Genomic DNA, 18,594 nt, shown 5'->3' with positions numbered 1-18,594 from the left:
GACAGGAGTGGCGCCGCATTTTTTTTGCCCGCGATGTGCAGGTTTCAGCCTCTTGCCGGATCATGCCGATCGCGTCAAATGACAACTGGCGCCCGGCCAGATCTAACAATGTTTAAACGATTTGTTCTCAGATTATTCTTATACTGAGCCCGCAATTGTTAAATAAACGTACTTGGCGGGAATCTTAAAGCGGATGAGCGGACGCAGCCAAAAGCCGCTCGGGCAAGGGTTTGCCGTCTCAACTGTCGCTTCCCCGCAGGCGCCGGCCAGTGCTGGCAGACCGGCGAAACTTTAAATGCGCGTTGACCGCTTCCAATCAGGATTTCTTGCGGCGGATTGCCGACACGCGACAAACGTGAAACAAGAGGGTTTTCGATTATCATGATCTGCCGTGCATAATTGCGATGGCAATCCCATATATTCGCTGATTTCGACTTCACGAAACAGCGACATTGCGGGGTAAGGCGAGGGACCATTAGTCAGAAAAGTAGCCGCCAAAGTTTATTGGGGAAGCCGGATTGGCGGTGCTGCGCCGTCATCCCGCTCGTCAGCCGGTTTGCCGGACGTCAGCCACGAAGGCGCTGTTGCGTTGTGGGGTTTTATGAGAATTGCAGTGCTCGATGATGATTCGGCTCAAGCCGATCTTGTATGTCAAACGCTGTCCGCCGCTGGACACGTCTGTCATGCGTATAGCGCAGGGCGCGAACTGGTGCGCCAATTGCGCCGCCAGACGTTCGATCTGCTGGTGCTCGACTGGAACGTTCCGGACATGTCCGGCGAAGAAGTGTTGCGCTGGGTGCGCGAAAGCCTGTCGGAGCGCCTGCCGGTGCTGTTCATGACGAGCCGCAGCCGCGAAACGGACATCACTTCGATTCTGAATACCGGTGCGGACGACTATCTCGTCAAGCCGGTGTCGGCCGGGGTGTTGCTCGCGCGGGTCGGCTCGCTGCTGCGCCGCGCCTATTACCTGAAGCCGCCGGCCACCCGGGAAGTGTTCGGCGAGTTCGAGTTCGACCTGAGCGCCAAGCACGTCGTCGTGCGCGGCACGCCGGTCTCCGTCACGCAGAAGGAGTTCGAACTCGCGCTGCTGTTGTTCCAGCATATGAGCCGCCCGCTGTCGCGCGCGCACATTCTCGACGTGATCTGGAAGCAGGCCACCGACATCCCGTCGCGCACGATGGACACTCACGTGTCGATGTTGCGCAGCAAGCTCGGTCTGCGCCCGGAGCACGGTTATCGGCTCACGCCGATCTACGGCTATGGTTACCGTCTCGAGCGGATCGAAGCCGATGCGCCGCCGGCCGACGACGACGAACCTACCGAAGAAGCGGGGGGGGCGTGAGGGCCTGGGCAGATGTGGCAGCGTCGGGCAGCGCCGCCATGTCCGGCCGACGTGCCGCTGCCTGGCTTGCGGTTGCCTGTCTGATGACAACGGCTACGGCCGGCTGCAGCGCGCTCGCGCACGCGCAGCCCGCGCGCGGCAAGGCCGGTGCGAAGACGCCGGCGCTCTACGCTTCCTACACGACGCACGAAGGCGACACGCTGTACGACATCGCCGCTCGCTACATGGCGGACCCGACCGACTGGGCGCTGTTGAGCAGCCTCAATCACGTGCCCGCACCGCGCCGCATGGCGGCCGGCATCGTGCTGCGTCTGCCGTCCGGACGTCTGCGCCAGGATCGGGACACGGCTCGGGTGGTCGCAAGCAGCGGTCCGGTCGAGCACGCGTTCTCCTCGAGCCCTTATCTGCCGCTGAAAACCGGTGAGACGCTTGGCGAAGGCGATCGCTTGCGCACCGGCGCGAACGGCTTCGCGACGCTCGAGCTGCCCGACGGCTCGTACGTGACGGTCGCACAGAACGGCGAACTCGACATCGACAAACTGCGGCACGTCACGCTAACCGGCGCGGCCGATCGCATCTTCGATCTGCGCGCCGGCGAAGTCGAGAGCCGGGTCACGCATGCGACGCGACGCGACGATCGCTTCCAGATCCGTTCGCCTTCGGTGGTCGCGGGGGTGCGCGGCACGCGTTTTCGCGTCGACTACGACGGCGGCACGCAGACAACCGCGGTGGCCGTGCTCGACGGTGCGGTCGGCGTCGATCCGGCCACGCAGCATGGCCAGAGCGCCGCGCCGGCGCCGGGCATGCCGTTGCAGGCGTCCGAGCAGCTGGTCAAAGCGGACTTCGGCAACGTCACGCCCTCGGGCGGCGCGGTCGGCAGTCCGGTCCAGCTGTTGCCGGCACCCGCGCTCGCGTGGCCGGCGCGCGTGCAGGACGGCCAGAGCGTCGCGTTCGACGTCGACCCGGCCGAGCACGCGGTCGGCTATCGGCTGCAGATTTCGCACGACGCCGATCAGCTCGACCTGGTGCGCGACCTGCGCGTGAGCGCGCCGCACGCCGACTTCGGCGATCTGCCTGACGGCACCTACTTCGTGCGCGTTGCATCGACCGATAGCAACGGCCTCGACGGGGTGCCGAGCGTGTACGCGTTCGAGCGCCGCCAGCTGGGGCTGGACGCTTCGTCCGCGCAGCGTGCGGGTGGCCGCGACTACGAATTTCGCTGGTTCGTCAGCCGCAGCAACGTGCCGACGCGTTTCCGCTTCGTGCTCGCGAAGACCGCCGACCTGAGCAATCCGGTGATCGATCGCACCGACCTGCCGGGCGGCGAACTCGTGGTCCGGGATCTGCCGCCGGGCATGTACTACTGGACGATCGTCGCCGAGCAGTTCGACAACGGCCGTTTCTACGAAAAGAGCAGCCCGGTGCGCTCCTTTACGCTGGCGCGCTAACGCTGGTAGATTCACGGGTCCGGCCGGCTGGCCGGCCCCATCCTCTCGTTGCCGACCACATCGCCCCTTGCACGCCACTTCCACGCGACTGAGCCTCGACCCGCGCGCCCGTTTCGGACGGCGTGCCGGCCGGCGCTTTCTGATCGAGTGGGTCAGCGTCGGCTGTCTCGGCCTCGTGGTGATTCTGCTGACGTCGTTCGGGCGCATCGGCATCGGCATCGATCAGCTGGTGTACGACCAGTTTCTGACGCTGCGCGAGCAGCCGCTGCTGTCCGACATCGTCGTCGTCGAGATCGACAACGCGAGCATCGACGAGCTAGGCCGCTGGCCGTGGCCGCGCAGCGTGCATGCGCGGCTGCTCGAGCAGATCGCCGCGGCCGGACCCGCCGCGGTGATCTACGACGTGCTGTTCACCGAGCCCAACGCCGACGACGCCGAACTCGCCCACGCCATCGCTCTGAGCCCGACCTATTTGCCGGTGCTGCTGACGCCGCCCGATGCGAGCGGCGCGCGCACCGTCGACAAGCCCGTCGCGCCGCTCGCGCAGGCGGCGGCAGGACTCGGTCACATCAATTTCGAGGTGGACAGCGACGGCATCGCGCGCAGCGTCGCGCGCTTCGAAGGTGACGACGGCTCGCGTTGGCCGCAGCTGACGGTGCTCGGCGCCGACGCGGTTGAACGCGGCAAGCTGCATCTGCGCGGCGGCCTACCGCCGCGCCGCACGAACGAGCCCGCGCGCGGCAGGGACGACGGCGGCGAAGACCGCTTCCTGATTCCGTTCGGGCCGAATGCCGCGAACTACGCGAAGCTCAGTTTCGCCGACGTGCTCGCCGGCAAGGTGCCGGCCGATCGTCTGCGCGGGCGCATCGTCGTGATCGGCGTCACGGCGTCGGGTTTGTACGACCGCTTCGCGACGCCGGTGTCGGGCGAGCTCGGTCCGCTGCCCGGCGTCTACATCCATGCGAACGTGCTCGACACGCTGCTGACCGGCCGCGAGATTCAGCCGGTCGAGCTGTGGGTGGTGTTCGCGGCGGCGCTCGGGCCGCTCGCCGCGCTGCTCGCCGGCTTCCTCGTGCTGTCGCCGCGCCGCTCGCTATTGCTGACCGGCGCGCTGGTGCTGCTCGCGGCCGCCGGCAGCGCGCTGCTGCTCTACGACGGCAGGCTCTGGATATCGCCGGTGCCGGCGATCCTCGGCGTCGTGATCGTCTATCCGATCTGGAACTGGCGACGCCTCGAAACGACCATGGCATATCTGCGCGGCGAACTGCAGCGTCTCGCCGACGAACCGCATCTGCTGCCCGAAACGCCGAAGCGCCGCCGCGAGTTCGGCGGCGACGTGCTCGAGCAGCACATGGCGCTGATGGCTCAGGCCGCGCAACGGGTGCAGGACATGAAGCGCTTCGTGTGGGACAGCCTCGATAGCGTGCCGGAGCCGATTCTCGTTAGCGATGTTGCGGGCGTGGTGCTGATCGCGAACCACGCGGCGAAAGCGCATTTCGCGCGGCTCGGCGCGCCGATGCCCGAGGGCCAGCCGATGCGCAACGTGCTCGGCGGCCTCGCGCTCGTCAAGACGATCGATGCCGGAGCGGCCTCGGACAACGAGCGCAATCTGTACGCGCACGCGCACTGGCCGGCGCTGCTCGATCCGACGCGCGGCGAGTTCGCGGCGCTGATGGCGCAGGGCGTCGAGGTGCGCGACGCGAACGAACGCGACCATCTGCTGCGCTATGCGACCTGCACCAACGCGCAGGGCGAGACGACGGGCTGGATCGCCGGTCTCGTCGACGTGTCGGCGCTGCATGCGGCCGAGCGTCAGCGGGAAGACGCGCTGCGGCTGCTGTCGCACGACATGCGCTCGCCGCAGGCGTCGATCATTGCACTGGTCGAGATCGAGCGCGCGCGGGCCGAGCCGGTGCTCGCGCGCAGCCTGCTCGAGCGCATCGAACGCTACGCGCGACGCGCGCTCACGCTCGCCGACGACTTCGTGCAACTGGCGCGCGCGGAGTCGCAGGTCTATGTGCTCGAGCCGCTGAGCCTGACCGAGCTCGTGATCGATGCGAGCGATGAAGTCTGGCCGCAGGCGCACGCGAAGCGCATCACGCTGGATACGGAAACCGGCAACGACGCCGACGACGATCCCTGGATCTGCGCCGACCGCTCACTGATGACACGCGCGCTCGTCAATATTCTGAACAACGCGGTCAAGTACAGTCCGCCCGACACGCGCATCGTGTGCAGCTTCGCGAGCCCGCTGGCGGCAAAGCACGCGGGCAGCGAGGCGCCGCGCGTGTCGTGTACGATCCGTGACCAGGGCTATGGCATCCCGAAGGACCAGCAGGCGGGACTGTTCGAGCGCTTTCACCGCTTTCACGAGGCCGAGCGGCCGGAAGTGGGCGGCGCGGGACTCGGCATGGCGTTTATCAAAACCGTCGTGACACGCCACGGCGGCAGTGTCGAGGTCGTCAGCGCGCCAGGCGAGGGGACGGCGTTTACGGTCTGGCTGCCGGCGCTCGACGACGCGCCGCTCGACGAATCGAACGCACTGCGCACCTGAGGCGCCTTCGACCTGTTCGGTGTACCAGAGAGAAAAGAAAAATGGCCAAGATCACTCACTTCTGTGCCGCGCTGGCCGCGGCGAGCCTCACCGCTTGCGCGGGTCTGAGCGCCGACGTGCACACCGTCTCCGGTAACGGCGCCGACCAGGCCGTTGCGCTGCATGGCGAGCAGACCTATGCGTTCGCGCGCACGCAGCCGCAGGACGACAGCGCCGACCATCCGCAAGCCGAAAACCTGCTGCGCGACGAACTGGCGAAGCACGGGTTCGTCGATACCGCGGGCAAGCCCGCGCATTATCTGCTGTCGATGGCGTATAGCACGCGGCCGGCGTCGGTCGGCATCGGCGGTGAGGATTGCGCGCCCCTCGATTGCGGCGCGGGCAGCGATGGTCCGGGCGCGCTGCTGTTTGGGCGCGAGTATCAGCACGCGCTGACGCTGCGCTTTTTCGACTACGCGAGCGGCATCGAGCGCTACAAGGTCAGCGCGGTGTTCACGGACCGCGATGCGTACCCGCTGCATGCGCTGCCATTGCTCGTGAAAACCGCGCTCGCGAAGCTGCCGTTCGACGCGCCGGCCGACTGGCGCGTGAAGCTCAGCATCGACAAGGCGAGCGGCGTGCCGAACGTCGAGTCGATGATGCCGCTGCAACGCTAAAACGCAGCCTTGGGTCGCCCGGGCCCTGCGTATCAGTCATTCCCGCGCCGGCTCGTCGCGCGGCCAGCCGTTTTCGAACACGCAATCGGCGAGCGGCAGACGGCTCGCCCAGCGCTCGGTTTCCAGCATCGGCTCGCTGTAGAACGCGTCGACGTGACCCAGGCACAGAATCGCGACTGGCCGCGCGCCTTCCGGCATGCCCAGCAACCGATGCACCGCGTCGACATCGAATAGCGACACCCATCCGAGCCCGAGTCCTTCCGCGCGCGCGGCGAGCCACATGTTCTGGATCGCGCACGCGACCGACGCGAGGTCCATCTCCGGCAGCGTGCGACGGCCGAAGACGTGGCGCTCGCGCCCGTCCATCAACGCGATCACGAGCAGCTCCGCGCATTCGCGCATGCCTTCCACCTTCAACTTCATGAACTCGTCGCGGCGCTTGCCGAGCGCGTCGGCCGTGGCGAGCCGTTCGCGTTCGACGATCTCGCGCAAGCCCGTGCGCAACGCCGCATCGGTGATGCGCACGATGCGCCAGGGCTGCATGTAGCCGACGCTCGGCGCGTGATGCGCCGCGTCGAGCAGACGCCGCAGCACCGCGGGGTCGACCGGTTCCGGCACGAAGTGACGCATGTCGCGGCGTTCGTAAATCGCGCGATAGACCGCGTCGCGCTCGGAGTCGTCAAAAGGCTTCGCCATGAAAGAGAGCGGCCGTAAAAGCCGGGTTGGAGGGCCAGTAAGCGTGCATATAGGTTGCCACGATCGGGCCCACGCGGAACACCGCTTCGCCGGGCGCGTCGCTGTGCGCGTGCGTGGCGAAGCACTGTGGCGCGAGCGGCGTCGCGAGCTTCGAGTAGTGGAACGTGTGGCCGGTCAGCGTGCCATGGACACCGTCGATCTGCTGCATGCCGAGCGACGTAAAGCGTGCTTGCATCGTCGCGTGGCCGGGGAGCAGGCCGAGCATCGGCGCGCTCATGCCTTGCGCGTCGGTCAGCGTGTCGAGCAGATAGAGCATCCCGCCGCATTCGGCGAGCACCGGTCTATCAGCCCCGACGTGCGCGCGGATCGATGCGGCGCTGGTCAGGTTGCCCGCGAGTGTCGCCATATGCAGCTCGGGATAGCCGCCGGGCAGATAGAGCGCCTGCGTGTCGGCGGGCAAGGCTTCGTCGGCGAGCGGCGAGAAATAGCTGAGCCGCGCGCCGAGCGCTTCGAGCAGCGCGACGTTGGCCGGATAGATGAACGAGAACGCGGCGTCGTGCGCGATCGCGATGTGCATGCCTTGCAGCAGACGCGGCAACGCTTCGGGAACCGGCACGCCGAACTCGACCGGCGGCGGCAATTCGGCGAGCGATGTCGACGCGAGCGTATCCGCCGCGCGCTCGAGGCGCACGTCGAGATCGTCGATTTCATCGGCCTGGTGCAGGCCGAGGTGACGGTCGGGCAACGTGATCTCTTCGTCCGCGGCGATGTGGCCGCACCAGCGCAACTCGGGCGGCAGCGCTTGCTGCAACATCTGCGCGTGCCGAGCGGAACCGACGCGATTCGCGAGCACGCCATAAAACGGCAGCTGCGGCATGAAGCGGGCGAGGCCGAACGCGAGCGCGCCGAAAGTTTGCGCCATCGCCTGCGCGGAAATCACCGCCAGCACCGGCACACCGAATGCGATCGCGAGATCGGCGCTGCTGGGCGTGCCATCGAACAGGCCCATCACGCCTTCGATCAGGATCAGATCGGCTTCTTGCGCCGCGCGCGCGAGCAGATTGCGGCACGCGCTTTCGCCGACCATCCACAAATCGAGCGACAGCACCGCCGCGCCGCTCGCGCGCGCGAGGATCATCGGATCGAGAAAATCCGGCCCGGTCTTGAACACGCGCACGCGACGTCCGAGCCGTCGGTGATAGCGCGCGAGACCGGCGGTGATCGTGGTCTTGCCTTGTCCCGACGCGGGCGCGCTGATGAACAGCGCGGGGCAAGTCCCCTGGGGGGACGCCCCGGAAGAAGTCGCCTTTGGGGAGGCGGACATCGCTCAGAACTCCACGCCGGGCTGCGCCTTCACACCCTGCTCGCGATACGGATGCTTGATCGCGCGCATTTCCGTGACGAGATCGGCGGCTTCGATCAGCGCATCAGGCGCGTGACGTCCGGTCACGACGACGTGCAACATCGGCGCGCGCGCGTTGATCACGGCGAGCACTTCGTCGAGCGGCAGGTATTCGTACTTCAGCACCGTGTTCAGCTCGTCGAGGATCACCATCTGATAGTCGCCGCTTTCGATCATCCGCCGCGCTTCGTTCCAGCCTTTGCGCGCGGTCGCCATGTCGGCCTCGCGATTCTGCGTATTCCACGTGTAGCCATCGCCCATCGTGACGAAGTCGCACTGGGCGATAGCGCCGAGGAAATCACGCTCCGACGTATGCAGCGCGCCCTTGATGAACTGTACGACGCCGAGCCGCATGCCGTGGCCGAGCACCCGCACGGCCATGCCGAACGCGGCCGTGCTCTTGCCCTTGCCGGTGCCGGTGTTGACGATCAGCAGCCCTTTTTCGACGGTCGCGCCGGCCTGCTTCTTTTCGTGGCCTTCGCGGCGGCGTTCGGTCATGCGTTGATGCGATTCCGGATCGGTTTTCATCGAGGGTCCTGGTCTTGAGAGGCGGGATGGGATGAGGTCGTGTCGCTAACGGCAGCGTTGTGCGCCGCTGCGATCGCCACGGTGATGCCGGCGTGCGCGGTCTTGCGTACGATTAGACGCGCGTGTTGCGCGGTTGCGGCGCAGTCCGACGCTGCCGCCGCCAGCAGCGCGCACGGCTCGCACACACCGTCGACGCCGAGATGCGCGTGGGCGGCCGCCGACGGCGACGCGACCGGTACGGCGGCGATCTGCTCGCGGTTGAACAGTTGCAGCGGCAGCTGATGACGTGAGCAGAATTCGACCAGACCTGCTTCGCAGGCTTTAGTGTCGATCGTCGCAATGGCGCGGATCTGTTCGAAGGCATTCGATCCGAGCGCCGCGCGGACAGCGGCTTCGATATCAACAGCTTCGCTGTGCGCGCGGCAACCGATGCCGACGCTCAGCGTTTTGATCTCGGGTGCGAGTTCGTGTCGTGTCGCGCTCGCTGCTGGTTCGCGTGCGACGCCGGCGTCGCGTTTGGCCGCATCACGCGCAAGCGCGAGCGATGCCACACCGCCGATCACGACGATTGCCGGCGAGCCGAGCCCCGCGCGCGCAACCGCCTCGGCAAACTCGCGAAGCGGCGCGAGCACGTGACGCTGCTCGGGTCGCGTCGCCGACTCGATGGCCGCGCAGGGCGTGTCGGCGGGCATGCCGGCCGCGAGCAGCGCGCGGGCGATCTCGCCGAGCCGGCGCATGCCCATGTAGATCACCAGCGTCATACGCGTCGCGGCGAGGGCGGCCCAGTCCGGCTCGCCGCTGCCGGCGCCGTGGCCGGTGACGAACACGACGCCCTGCGCGTGATCGCGGTGCGTGACCGCGATGCCGAGCGCCGCGGGCGCCGCGATGCCGGCCGTGATGCCGTTGATCACGTCGACTTCGATTCCCGCCGCCTGCAGCGCCTGCAACTCTTCGCCGCCGCGGCCGAACACGAACGGATCGCCGCCCTTGAGCCGCGCGACGCTGCGCCCCGCGCGCAGATGCGCGAGCATTTGCGCGACGATGTCGGCTTGCGGCGTCGACGGATGGCCGCCGCGTTTGCCGACGTACACGATTTGTGCGTCGGCGCCCGCGAACTGCAGCACGTCGGGATTCACGAGATCGTCGACGAGCACGACATCGGCCTGGGCGAGCGCGCGGGTCGCCTTTAGCGTCATCAGCTCGACGTCGCCGGGACCGGCGCCGATCAGCCAGGCGCGCGTCATCGCGGCGTGCATGGCGTGCGCCATGCGGTGATGGGAGAAGAGAAGCGGCGCGCGACAGCGCGCGCGGCGGTGAACGTAGAGGTCATGCGGAACGGCGAATCTAGGCAGGCGCGATGCCGCGCTGCTACGCCTTCACATCCGTTCCCCGCGGATTCCGGCGGCCGGCGGCGCCACGCGATGCACGGATGCATGCGGCGCCGCCTCCGCGTCTGGCCGGTATCCGGGCTGGCGGCCTCACGCGCTTTGCCTTCCCCTCCCTTTTGCGCATTCGCGGGAAAGTGGCATCAAAAAACGCATGCGCGGCACGTCAGAATCGAGGGCAAATCGAATCGCGCGCCGCAGGTCGCTTACCGTTGCGGGGACAGCACAGGTTGAACGCGCGACGCGTTGCCTGTTTCCCGTTTAACTGCACACGCGAGCGCATGTGCGGGCACCAAACGCGCGCATACGATAGCACATGGCGCCTTGCCGGATAAGCCTCGGCGGCATTTTCCGACACGCTGCGTTCCTTGACTGCGCAAGGCCGCGGGCCTACACTCGCACGCACTTTGGGTGCCCGCGTGCGCGTTCGTGCGCATGCAGTTAAACGGGAAACAGGGAGCCTTCTGCTCTTGAGCGGCTAACCTGTGCTGTCCCCGCAACGGTAAGCGAAAAGCGGTTCCGGCTTGCTGGCCGGGCGCCGCGGTGCCGGCTTCGATGTCCTCGCGCAAGGGCGCGTCGACATTTCACCACTGGACGAGAAACCACTCGTCCGGGAAGGGGAAGCGGCGCTTTCGCCAGCCCGGATACCGGCCCGAAGAAGCAGAACGTACGCCGCGGGGATGCGGCGGCGCGTTCATGACCTCACTTCCGCTTTCTATATTCCCGTTGTCGCGGCCATGCCGTCGTTCGTCCCCGTGTTCCGTGATCATTGGCCGTGGTGCGCGCGCTTCATTCGTTCCATTCGTCAGCCGATGTGCGGAATCGCGCGGACTTGCCCGGCATGCCGATGCAACGCCAAGGGATGGATCTCACGATGCAAACACAATTGCGCAAGATTCCCGTCACCATCGTCACGGGCTTTCTCGGCAGCGGCAAAACCACGCTGCTGCGACACATTCTTCAGCATGCGGGCGGCAAGCGCATCGCGGTGATCGTCAACGAGTTCGGCGAGCTCGGCATCGATGGGGAAATCCTCAAGGGCTGCGGCATCGGTTGCGATGAAAACGGGGTCGAGACCGAAGGGCGATTGTATGAACTCGCGAACGGTTGCTTGTGCTGCACCGTGCAGGAAGAGTTTTTCCCGGTGATGGAAAAGCTCGCGGAGCGCCGCGACGAACTCGATCACGTGCTGATCGAAACGTCGGGCCTGGCGTTGCCGAAGCCGCTCGTGCAGGCGTTCAACTGGCCGCAGATCCGCAATGGCTTCACGGTCGACGCGGTGGTGACGGTGGTGGACGGACCGGCCGCCGCAAGCGGCCAGTTCGCCGATAACCCGCTCGCCGTCGACGCGCAGCGCAAGGCCGATCCGAATCTCGATCACGAGTCGCCGCTGCACGAGCTGTTCGAAGACCAGTTGTCGGCGGCCGATCTGGTGATTCTGAACAAGACCGATCTGATCGACGATGCGCGGCAGCACGAGGTCGAAGCCGCGATCCGCGCGGAGATTCCGCCGCAAGTGAAGATCGTACGCGCGCAACAGGGGCGGCTCGACCTGCATACGCTGCTGGGCCTCGAAGCGGCGTCGGAACAGACGATCCACCTGCGTGCCGACCACCATGGTTCCGCCGACGACCCCGATCATCACCACGACGAATTCGATTCGGTCGTCGTGCAGGCCGATTTGCGCTCGCGCGACGCGGCGCTCGCCGCCTTGCAGGCGCTGGTCGAAAGCCACACGATTTACCGTGTCAAAGGCTTCGCCGCGTTGCCGGGCGCGCCGATGCGTCTGGTGATTCAGGGCGTGGGCCGGCGCTTCGACAGCTACTTCGACCGGCGCTGGCAGGCCGGTGAACATGGCGAAGGCGCGTTGAGCCGCTTCGTGCTGATCGGCGAAGACCTCGATCCGCACACGCTGCAACAGGCGTTCGACGCGGCGCTTGCCGCGGCGTCGAACGCGACGGCATAACGGGCGCGCCAGCATGCATCTACTGCGCACGACGCCGGGCGGCTTCGTCGACGATACGCAGGGCGTGATCCGCATCGATCAGCAGCCCGCCGATATCGTCGTGCTCAGTTCCGCCGACACCACCCTGTCGCTGCTCGCGAGCGTGGTGCCGCGTCTGGGCGACGGCTTCCCGAGCGTGCGGCTCGCGAACGTCACCTATCTGCGTCAGCCGGCCTCGGTCGATTTCTATCTCGACGACGTGTTGCAGCATGCGCGCGTCGTCGTGGTCGATCATCTCGGCGGTGAAACGTATTGGCCGTACGGCATCGAGCAGGTGGTCGCGCTCGCGCAGCGCAAACAGCAAACCCTCGCGATGTTTTCCGGCGATCTGCAGGAAGATCCGAATCTGCTCGCGCGCAGCACCGCGAGCGCCGAGCTATGTCAGCAGCTGTGGCGCTATCTGCGCGAGGGCGGCCCGCAGAACGCCGAGGCGTTTTTGCGCTGCATCGCCTATCGCGTGCTCGACTGGGGACGCGAGCCCGAGCCGCCGCGCGCGTTGCCGGCCACGTCGCTGTATCACCCCGAGCGCGATACGCCGAGCATCGCCGACTGGCAGGCGCGCTGGCGGCAGGACGCGCCGGTCGTCGCGATCCTGTTCTACAAGGCGCATCTGCAGGCCGCCAATACCGCGGTCTTCGATGCGCTGATCGATGCGCTCGAAGCGCAAGGGCTCAATCCGCTGCCGCTCGCGATCACGTCGTTGAAGGATGCGCTGAGCCGCGATGTCGTGCAGTCGCTGTGCGCGCAGCATGGTGCCGCGCTCGTGCTGAACACGACCGCGTTCGCCGCGTCCGCGATCGACGATCCCGAACCGCTCGCGCTCGCCGGCGACGCGCCGGTGTTTCAGGTGATCCTGAGCGGCGGCAATCGTGAAGATTGGCTAAAGGACAATCACGGCCTCAATTCGCGCGATATCGCGATGCATATCGCGCTGCCCGAAGTGGACGGGCGCATCATCACGCGCGCAATCAGCTTCAAGGGGCTCGCGTATCGCTGCGCGCATACACAGGTCGACGTGGTCCGCTATCAGCCCGACCTCGAACGGGTGCGTTTTATCGCCGAGCTGAGCCGCCGCTGGTGCCGTTTGCGTTCGCTCGATAACGCCGACAAGAAAGTCGCGTTGATCCTCGCGAACTATCCGATGAGCGAAGGGCGTATCGGCAATGGCGTGGGGCTCGATACGCCGGCGTCGGTAGTCGGCATTCTGTCGATGCTGCACGACGAGGGCTATCGTGTCGGCGAATTGCCCGAACACGGCGACGCGTTGTTGAACAGGCTGACCGAAGGCGTGACCAACGATCCCGTGGTGCGCGATCTGCGTCCAGCTCTGCAAAGCCTTTCACTCGACGACTATCTCGCGCATTTCAATGCGTTGCCGACCAGCGTGCGCGACGCGTTGAACGCGCGCTGGGGCAAGCCCGAACAGGATCCCACGCTGCGGCGCGGCCGCTTCATGATCGCCGGCTGGCGCTGCGGGCAGGTGTTCGTCGGCATTCAGCCCGCGCGTTCGCGCGAGCAAGGCGACTACGCGAGCTATCACGACGCCGAGCTGGTGCCGCCGCATGCGTATCTCGCGTTCTACTTCTGGCTGCGCGATCAGTTCGGCATCGACGCGATCGTGCACGTCGGCAAGCACGGCAACCTGGAATGGCTGCCGGGCAAGAGCGTCGCGTTGAGCGACGCGTGCTGGCCCGATCTGATTCTCGGGCCGATGCCGCACCTGTATCCGTTCATCGTCAACGATCCGGGCGAGGGCAGCCAGGCGAAGCGGCGCGCGCAGGCGGTCATCGTCGATCATCTGATGCCGCCGCTTACGCGCGCTGAAAACTATGGACCGCTGCAGGACCTCGAGCGCCAGGTCGACGAATACTACGAAGCATTGATGGTCGATCCGCGTCGCGCGAAACTGCTGCGTCGCACGATTCTGGCGACGATCGTCGAGCATCGGCTGCATGAAGAGCTGAGTCTCGCCGCGCCGAACGGTCAGGACGATGAGGACGCGCTGCTCACGCGCGTCGATGCGTGGCTGTGCGAGCTGAAGGAAGCGCAGATTCGCGATGGCCTGCATACGTTCGGACAGTCGCCGCGCGGCGTGCAGCGGCGCGATACGCTGCTCGCGCTGGGGCGCTTTCCGATCGGCGATGGACGCGGCGGCAAGGCGGGGCTCGTCGACGCGCTGGCGCGCGACCTGCGCATCGATCATCGGTTCGATCCGTTGAGCGTGGATTGGGCAGCCGCATGGGACGGCCCACGTCCCGAGGTATTGCAGCGGGTCAGCGACGCACCGTGGCGACATCACGGCGATACGCGCGAGCGGTTGGAGTTGCTCGCGGCGGAGTGGTTGCGCGGCGTGTGCGGTGTCGATTGCGATGACGCGGATCGCTCGCAAGCCGTACCGGTAGCGGACGTTGGTCTGCCGCAAGCGGCACAGGTGATCGCGCGCCTGCGCGACGACGTGCTGCCGCGCCTCGACGCCTGCGGCCCGCAGGAAATGACGCAACTGAAGCGCGGCCTCGAAGGACGTTTCGTGCCGCCGGGCCCGAGCGGCTCGCCGTCGCGCGGACGGCCCGACGTGCTGCCCACCGGCCGCAACTTCTATTCGGTCGACACACGCGCGGTGCCGACGCAAGCCGCGTGGACACTCGGCCTGAAATCGGCGCAGCAACTGATCGAGCGGCACCTGCAAGAGCACGGCGACTATCCGCGCGCGATCGGCCTGTCGGTCTGGGGCACCGCGACGATGCGCACCGGCGGCGACGATATCGCGCAGGCGCTCGCGTTGCTCGGCGTGCGGCCGAAGTGGGCGCCCGGCAGCCATCGCGTGACCGACTTCGAGATCATGCCGATCGAGGCGTTCGACCGGCCGCGTATCGACGTCACGTTGCGGGTATCCGGTTTCTTTCGCGATGCGTTCGCGAACGTGATGCATCTGTTCGATGCGGCGGTGCAAGCGGTTGCCGAACTCGACGAGCCTGCGCAACTCAATCCGATTCGTGCGCGCGTGCAGCGTGAACGCGATGGGTTGATCGCGCGCGGCATGGACCCGGCCGAAGCGCGCAAGCGCGCCGGCTGGCGCGTGTTCAGCGCGCGGCCCGGCGCGTACGGCGCGGGTCTGCAGCAGATGATCGACTCAGGCCAATGGCGGACCGACGCCGATCTGGCGAACGCGTATCAGGCGTGGGGCGGATACGCGTACGCGCAGAAGAGCGCAGGCGAGGAAGCGCATCAAGTGTTTGGCGCCCGCTTGGCAGCGATGGACCTCGTGCTGCAGAACCAGGACAATCGCGAGCACGACGTACTCGATTCAAACGACTACTACCAGTTTCAGGGCGGCATGGTCGCGGCGGTGCGGCACCTGGCCGGTCAGCAGCCGCGCGTCTATCACGCCGATCACAGCAATCCGGCCGCGCCACGCGTGCGGACGCTGCAGGAGGAGATCGCACGCGTGATCCGCTCGCGCGTGGTCAATCCGAAATGGCTCGATGGCGTAAAGCGCCACGGCTACAAGGGCGCGGCCGAGATCGCCGCGACCGTCGACTATCTGTATGGCTACGACGCCACGGCGCGCGTGATCGCCGATCATCAATACGCGCTCGTCGCCGATGCTTATCTGAACGACGCCGACACCCGCGCGTTCATGCAACGGCACAATCCGCATGCGCTGCATTCGATCTGCGAGCGTTTGCTCGAAGCGATGCAGCGGGGGCTGTGGCAGCAACCGGGCGACTATCGCGCGCAGGTGGAAACGCATCTGCTCGCGAGCGAGCAGCAGATCGAAGGAAGACAAACATGAATGGAGCGATGCGGGGAACGGACGACGTAGGCAGCGCAGGCGTCGCGTCCGGCACGGCGCCGCGGCCGGTTTTTCCGTTTGCGGCGCTGATTGGCCAGGCCTCGTTGCAGCAGGCGCTGGTGCTGGCGGCGATCGATCCGGGCTTGGGTGGCGTATTGATCAGCGGACCGCGTGGCACTGCGAAGTCGACCGCCGCGCGCGCGCTTGCCGAGTTGCTGCCGCAAGGGCAGCTCGTGAATCTGCCGCTTGGCGCGAGCGAGGATCGCCTGATCGGCACGCTCGATATCGAAACGGTGCTGCGCGACGGGTCCGTGCGCTTCTCGCCGGGACTGCTTGCGAAGGCGCATCGCGGCGTGCTGTACGTCGACGAAGTCAATCTGCTGCCCGATGCGCTCGTCGATGCGTTGCTCGATGCGGCGGCGAGCGGCGTGAACACCGTCGAACGCGATGGCGTGTCGCATAGTCATGACGCGAGCTTCGTGCTGATCGGCACGATGAACCCGGAAGAGGGCGAGTTGCGGCCGCAACTGATCGACCGTTTTGGTCTGATGGTCGAGTTGCAGAATGTGTTCGAGCCGCAAGTGCGGCAGGCCATCGTGAAAGCGCGGTTTGCGTTCGAGCTCGACCCCACTGGTTTTCGTGCCGCTTATGCGGAGCTGCAGGCTTCATACGTACAGCGAATTCGCGCGGCGCGCGCGGCGCTGCCGCTGCTGTCGTTCGATGACGCCGTCCATGCGCGCGTGAGCGCGCTGTGCATCGACGCGGCCGTCGACGGCCTGCGCGCCGACCTCGTGATGCTGCGCGCGGCGCGCGCGCTGGCCGCTTTCGAACGGGCGGATGCGGTGACGGTGCGACACGTGGAGCGCGTTGCCGATGCGGTGCTGCTTCATCGGCGGCGTCAGCATGATGCGCCACATGCGAATCAGCGCCAGCAGGAAGGCGAGGCGCAGTCACAAGACGTTACTGGTAGTGCGTCTGACCGTGCAGCTGGATCCGCGACGTCTTCCGCCGATCCCGACTGGGGCTACCTGCCGCCCGAGCCGACCGGGGCTGTGCCTGTCAAAGGCGTGATTCCGCTCGACGCAAAAAAACGCTGAGCCATCGGAAAGGCGCCGCCGCTGACTCGCGCAGCGGTTTTCGATGGCGGCAAGGCGCGGGGGCGGGTGCGCACGACACGTCGCATGCGGCACCGGGCCGGCGCATCGCATGGCCAGCGACGCTCGCCGCGATGCGCGGGCGCACGCTGCGGCGCGAGCATCTGCGCTTCGTACGCGAAATGCCGCGCGGCGGGGTGCTGCATTGCTTCGTGCTCGATTGCTCCGGGTCGATGCTGGCGGGCCAGCGCCTCGCGCTCGCGAAGGGTTTGCTGACTACCTTGTTCGACCGTGCGAGCGCGATGCGCGCCGAGGCCGCGTTGATCTGCTTCGGCGGTGCGGGCGCGGACGTGCGCTTCGGGCCCGCCGTGCCGCGCTGGTGGAACGAGCGATGGCTCGCGCCAGTCGGCGGAGGCGGCGGTTCGCCGCTCGCCTCGGGCGTGCGCCGCGCCGCGCAACTGCTCGAGCACGGCGCGCGGCGACGGCCGGCCCAGCAGCGTTGGCTATGGATTCTGACCGACGGCCGCACGCGCGACGAACCGGCGCGTCCGGCCGGCGCCGATGAAGTCGTGTTCGTCGACTTCGAGCGTGGTGCGATACGGCTTGGCCGCTGCGAAATGCTCGCGAATGCGTGGGGAGCGCGACGGTTGACACCGGAAGACCTGATCGGCTGATCGATGCGTGCGTAGCGGGGGCGGCCCGCCGCGTCTGCACGTGCGTTGCGTCCCAGCCGTACCGCTTATTTCAGACCGTTGGACCAATGCTGCACATTCTCTTGACGATCGAAGACGAACACCTTCATCGCCATCTGTTGAGCGGCATCGAGTTGACCCAGTTCGAGCCCATGCATCGACGGTTCGCCTGGCGTTTTGCCCTTCTGAACGTTGCGAATCACGGCCGTCGTCTCGATCTGCGAATCGTATTCGGCCGACTTGAGCCGGAACGCTATGCGCAGGCGCTCGCCCACCTCGCCGAGTGTCCATGGCGCACTCAACGACATGCCGAGCGTGCTGATGCCGTTCGCGAGTCCGAGGCCCTCGTAGGTATCGCCGTCCCCGCCGATGCCAAACCGCACGGGCAGGTGCGTATGAACGCGGATCGATTTGCGCTCGCGTAATCGGCGGACCGCGCCTGGCCGCGACAACACGACATAATCGAACGGCACACGGCACACGGCCTCGACCGTGCAGAGGAAACGGAACACGGCTTGACTCGCGATCGCGATGATTTCGACGTTCTCGCCGGGCGTGAGCGGCAGCGCTTGGCCCTGTTGCATCGGCGGCGTGAGGAACAGCGCATGATTCGGCGTGAAACCGATGATGCGGCAAGGGTGCATCGTGGCGCCGCGGCCGAGCTGCGAGCGCAGGCCGATCAATGCGCCGATCTCGAGGTGCATGTCCTTGAGCGTCAGCTTGCCGGCGTGCTCAGGCTGAGCCGTGGGCACCGGCGGTTGTGGTGCGCCGAGGCCGAGCAGGTCGCCGCGTTGCGGGTGGAAGTGTTGAAACAGGAAGGCACGCTCGTCGGTGGTCGCGAGCGTCGTGGCGCTTGCGAAGAGCAAGCTGCCATCGGCATCGACGATCGGCCAAGGTAGGGGCGTGCCTACCGGCACCGTATCAGGCGCGAGCGCCGGCGATGCAGTGGCGGGCGGGCTTTCCTCGACGTGTGCGTCGACGGGATGATCCATAGTCGGC

General features: G+C 66.8%; 13 protein-coding genes, 1 pseudogene and 2 riboswitches. Of the genes and pseudogenes, 8 read left to right on the top strand and 6 right to left on the bottom strand.

Annotated features, from left to right (window positions below):
* Window positions 1-601 precede the first annotated feature (601 nt).
* The 4 genes from BJG93_RS22660 (at window position 602) to BJG93_RS22645 (ending at window position 6,000) form a co-directional block, all read left to right on the top strand.
* On the top strand, window positions 602-1,342 hold the full coding sequence (locus tag BJG93_RS22660; RefSeq protein WP_027196468.1) for a response regulator transcription factor: 741 nt from the start codon (window positions 602-604) through the stop codon (window positions 1,340-1,342).
* Window positions 1,343-1,380: 38 nt separating this feature from the next.
* Entirely contained in the window at window positions 1,381-2,790 is a 1,410-nt protein-coding gene (locus BJG93_RS22655; protein WP_034478769.1) for a FecR domain-containing protein, read from the top strand.
* A gap of 67 nt (window positions 2,791-2,857) precedes the next feature.
* On the top strand, window positions 2,858-5,344 hold the full coding sequence (locus tag BJG93_RS22650) for a CHASE2 domain-containing protein (RefSeq protein ID WP_027196466.1): 2,487 nt from the start codon (window positions 2,858-2,860) through the stop codon (window positions 5,342-5,344).
* Between the two features lie 41 nt (window positions 5,345-5,385).
* Window positions 5,386-6,000, top strand: coding sequence for a DUF4136 domain-containing protein (locus BJG93_RS22645; RefSeq protein WP_027196465.1), 615 nt, complete (start codon window positions 5,386-5,388; stop codon window positions 5,998-6,000).
* A gap of 36 nt (window positions 6,001-6,036) precedes the next feature.
* Here BJG93_RS22645 and bluB read toward each other — a convergent pair whose 3' ends face one another.
* The 5 genes and pseudogenes from bluB to cobA all read right to left on the bottom strand — a co-directional run.
* Complete coding sequence (bluB, locus tag BJG93_RS22640; protein WP_027196464.1) at window positions 6,037-6,696, bottom strand: 5,6-dimethylbenzimidazole synthase; 660 nt, start codon at window positions 6,694-6,696, stop codon at window positions 6,037-6,039.
* Window positions 6,680-8,020 (bottom strand): cobyrinate a,c-diamide synthase, encoded by a 1,341-nt coding sequence (locus BJG93_RS22635; RefSeq protein ID WP_051374318.1) that lies wholly within the window; start codon window positions 8,018-8,020, stop codon window positions 6,680-6,682. The genes bluB and BJG93_RS22635 overlap by 17 nt, the downstream gene beginning before the upstream one ends.
* 3 nt (window positions 8,021-8,023) lie before the next feature.
* On the bottom strand, window positions 8,024-8,626 hold the full coding sequence (gene cobO, locus BJG93_RS22630) for a cob(I)yrinic acid a,c-diamide adenosyltransferase (protein WP_027196462.1): 603 nt from the start codon (window positions 8,624-8,626) through the stop codon (window positions 8,024-8,026).
* Window positions 8,623-9,024, bottom strand: coding sequence for a cobalamin biosynthesis protein (locus BJG93_RS36250; RefSeq protein ID WP_322791098.1), 402 nt, complete (start codon window positions 9,022-9,024; stop codon window positions 8,623-8,625). The genes cobO and BJG93_RS36250 overlap by 4 nt, the downstream gene beginning before the upstream one ends.
* An 84-nt stretch (window positions 9,025-9,108) precedes the next feature.
* Window positions 9,109-9,870, bottom strand: a pseudogene (gene cobA, locus BJG93_RS36245) (uroporphyrinogen-III C-methyltransferase); the annotation flags it as partial.
* Window positions 9,871-10,064: 194 nt separating this feature from the next.
* Window positions 10,065-10,323, bottom strand: a riboswitch (cobalamin riboswitch).
* Window positions 10,324-10,403: 80 nt separating this feature from the next.
* Window positions 10,404-10,681, top strand: a riboswitch (cobalamin riboswitch).
* 204 nt (window positions 10,682-10,885) lie between these two features.
* Here cobA and cobW point away from each other — a divergent pair.
* From cobW to BJG93_RS22605, 4 genes are all read left to right on the top strand, one after another.
* On the top strand, window positions 10,886-11,977 hold the full coding sequence (cobW, locus tag BJG93_RS22620) for a cobalamin biosynthesis protein CobW (protein WP_272493196.1): 1,092 nt from the start codon (window positions 10,886-10,888) through the stop codon (window positions 11,975-11,977).
* 13 nt (window positions 11,978-11,990) lie between these two features.
* Window positions 11,991-15,809, top strand: a complete 3,819-nt coding sequence (cobN, locus tag BJG93_RS22615; protein ID WP_027196459.1) for a cobaltochelatase subunit CobN — start codon at window positions 11,991-11,993, stop codon at window positions 15,807-15,809.
* Window positions 15,806-16,906 (top strand): ATP-binding protein, encoded by a 1,101-nt coding sequence (locus tag BJG93_RS22610; RefSeq protein WP_027196458.1) that lies wholly within the window; start codon window positions 15,806-15,808, stop codon window positions 16,904-16,906. The genes cobN and BJG93_RS22610 overlap by 4 nt, the downstream gene beginning before the upstream one ends.
* 131 nt (window positions 16,907-17,037) lie before the next feature.
* Window positions 17,038-17,577 carry a vWA domain-containing protein gene (locus BJG93_RS22605; protein WP_071336648.1) on the top strand — a complete coding sequence of 180 codons (540 nt, stop codon included), beginning with the start codon at window positions 17,038-17,040 and terminating at the stop codon, window positions 17,575-17,577.
* Window positions 17,578-17,642: 65 nt separating this feature from the next.
* Here the strand turns inward: BJG93_RS22605 and BJG93_RS22600 are convergent, their stop codons facing one another.
* Window positions 17,643-18,587, bottom strand: a complete 945-nt coding sequence (locus BJG93_RS22600; protein ID WP_027196455.1) for a flagellar brake protein — start codon at window positions 18,585-18,587, stop codon at window positions 17,643-17,645.
* Window positions 18,588-18,594 lie beyond the last annotated feature (7 nt).

Origin of the sequence: Paraburkholderia sprentiae WSM5005 (assembly GCF_001865575.2) — a bacterium.
Taxonomy (GTDB): Bacteria; Pseudomonadota; Gammaproteobacteria; order Burkholderiales; family Burkholderiaceae; genus Paraburkholderia; species Paraburkholderia sprentiae.
This window is presented reverse-complemented; position numbering and strand designations above follow the sequence as displayed.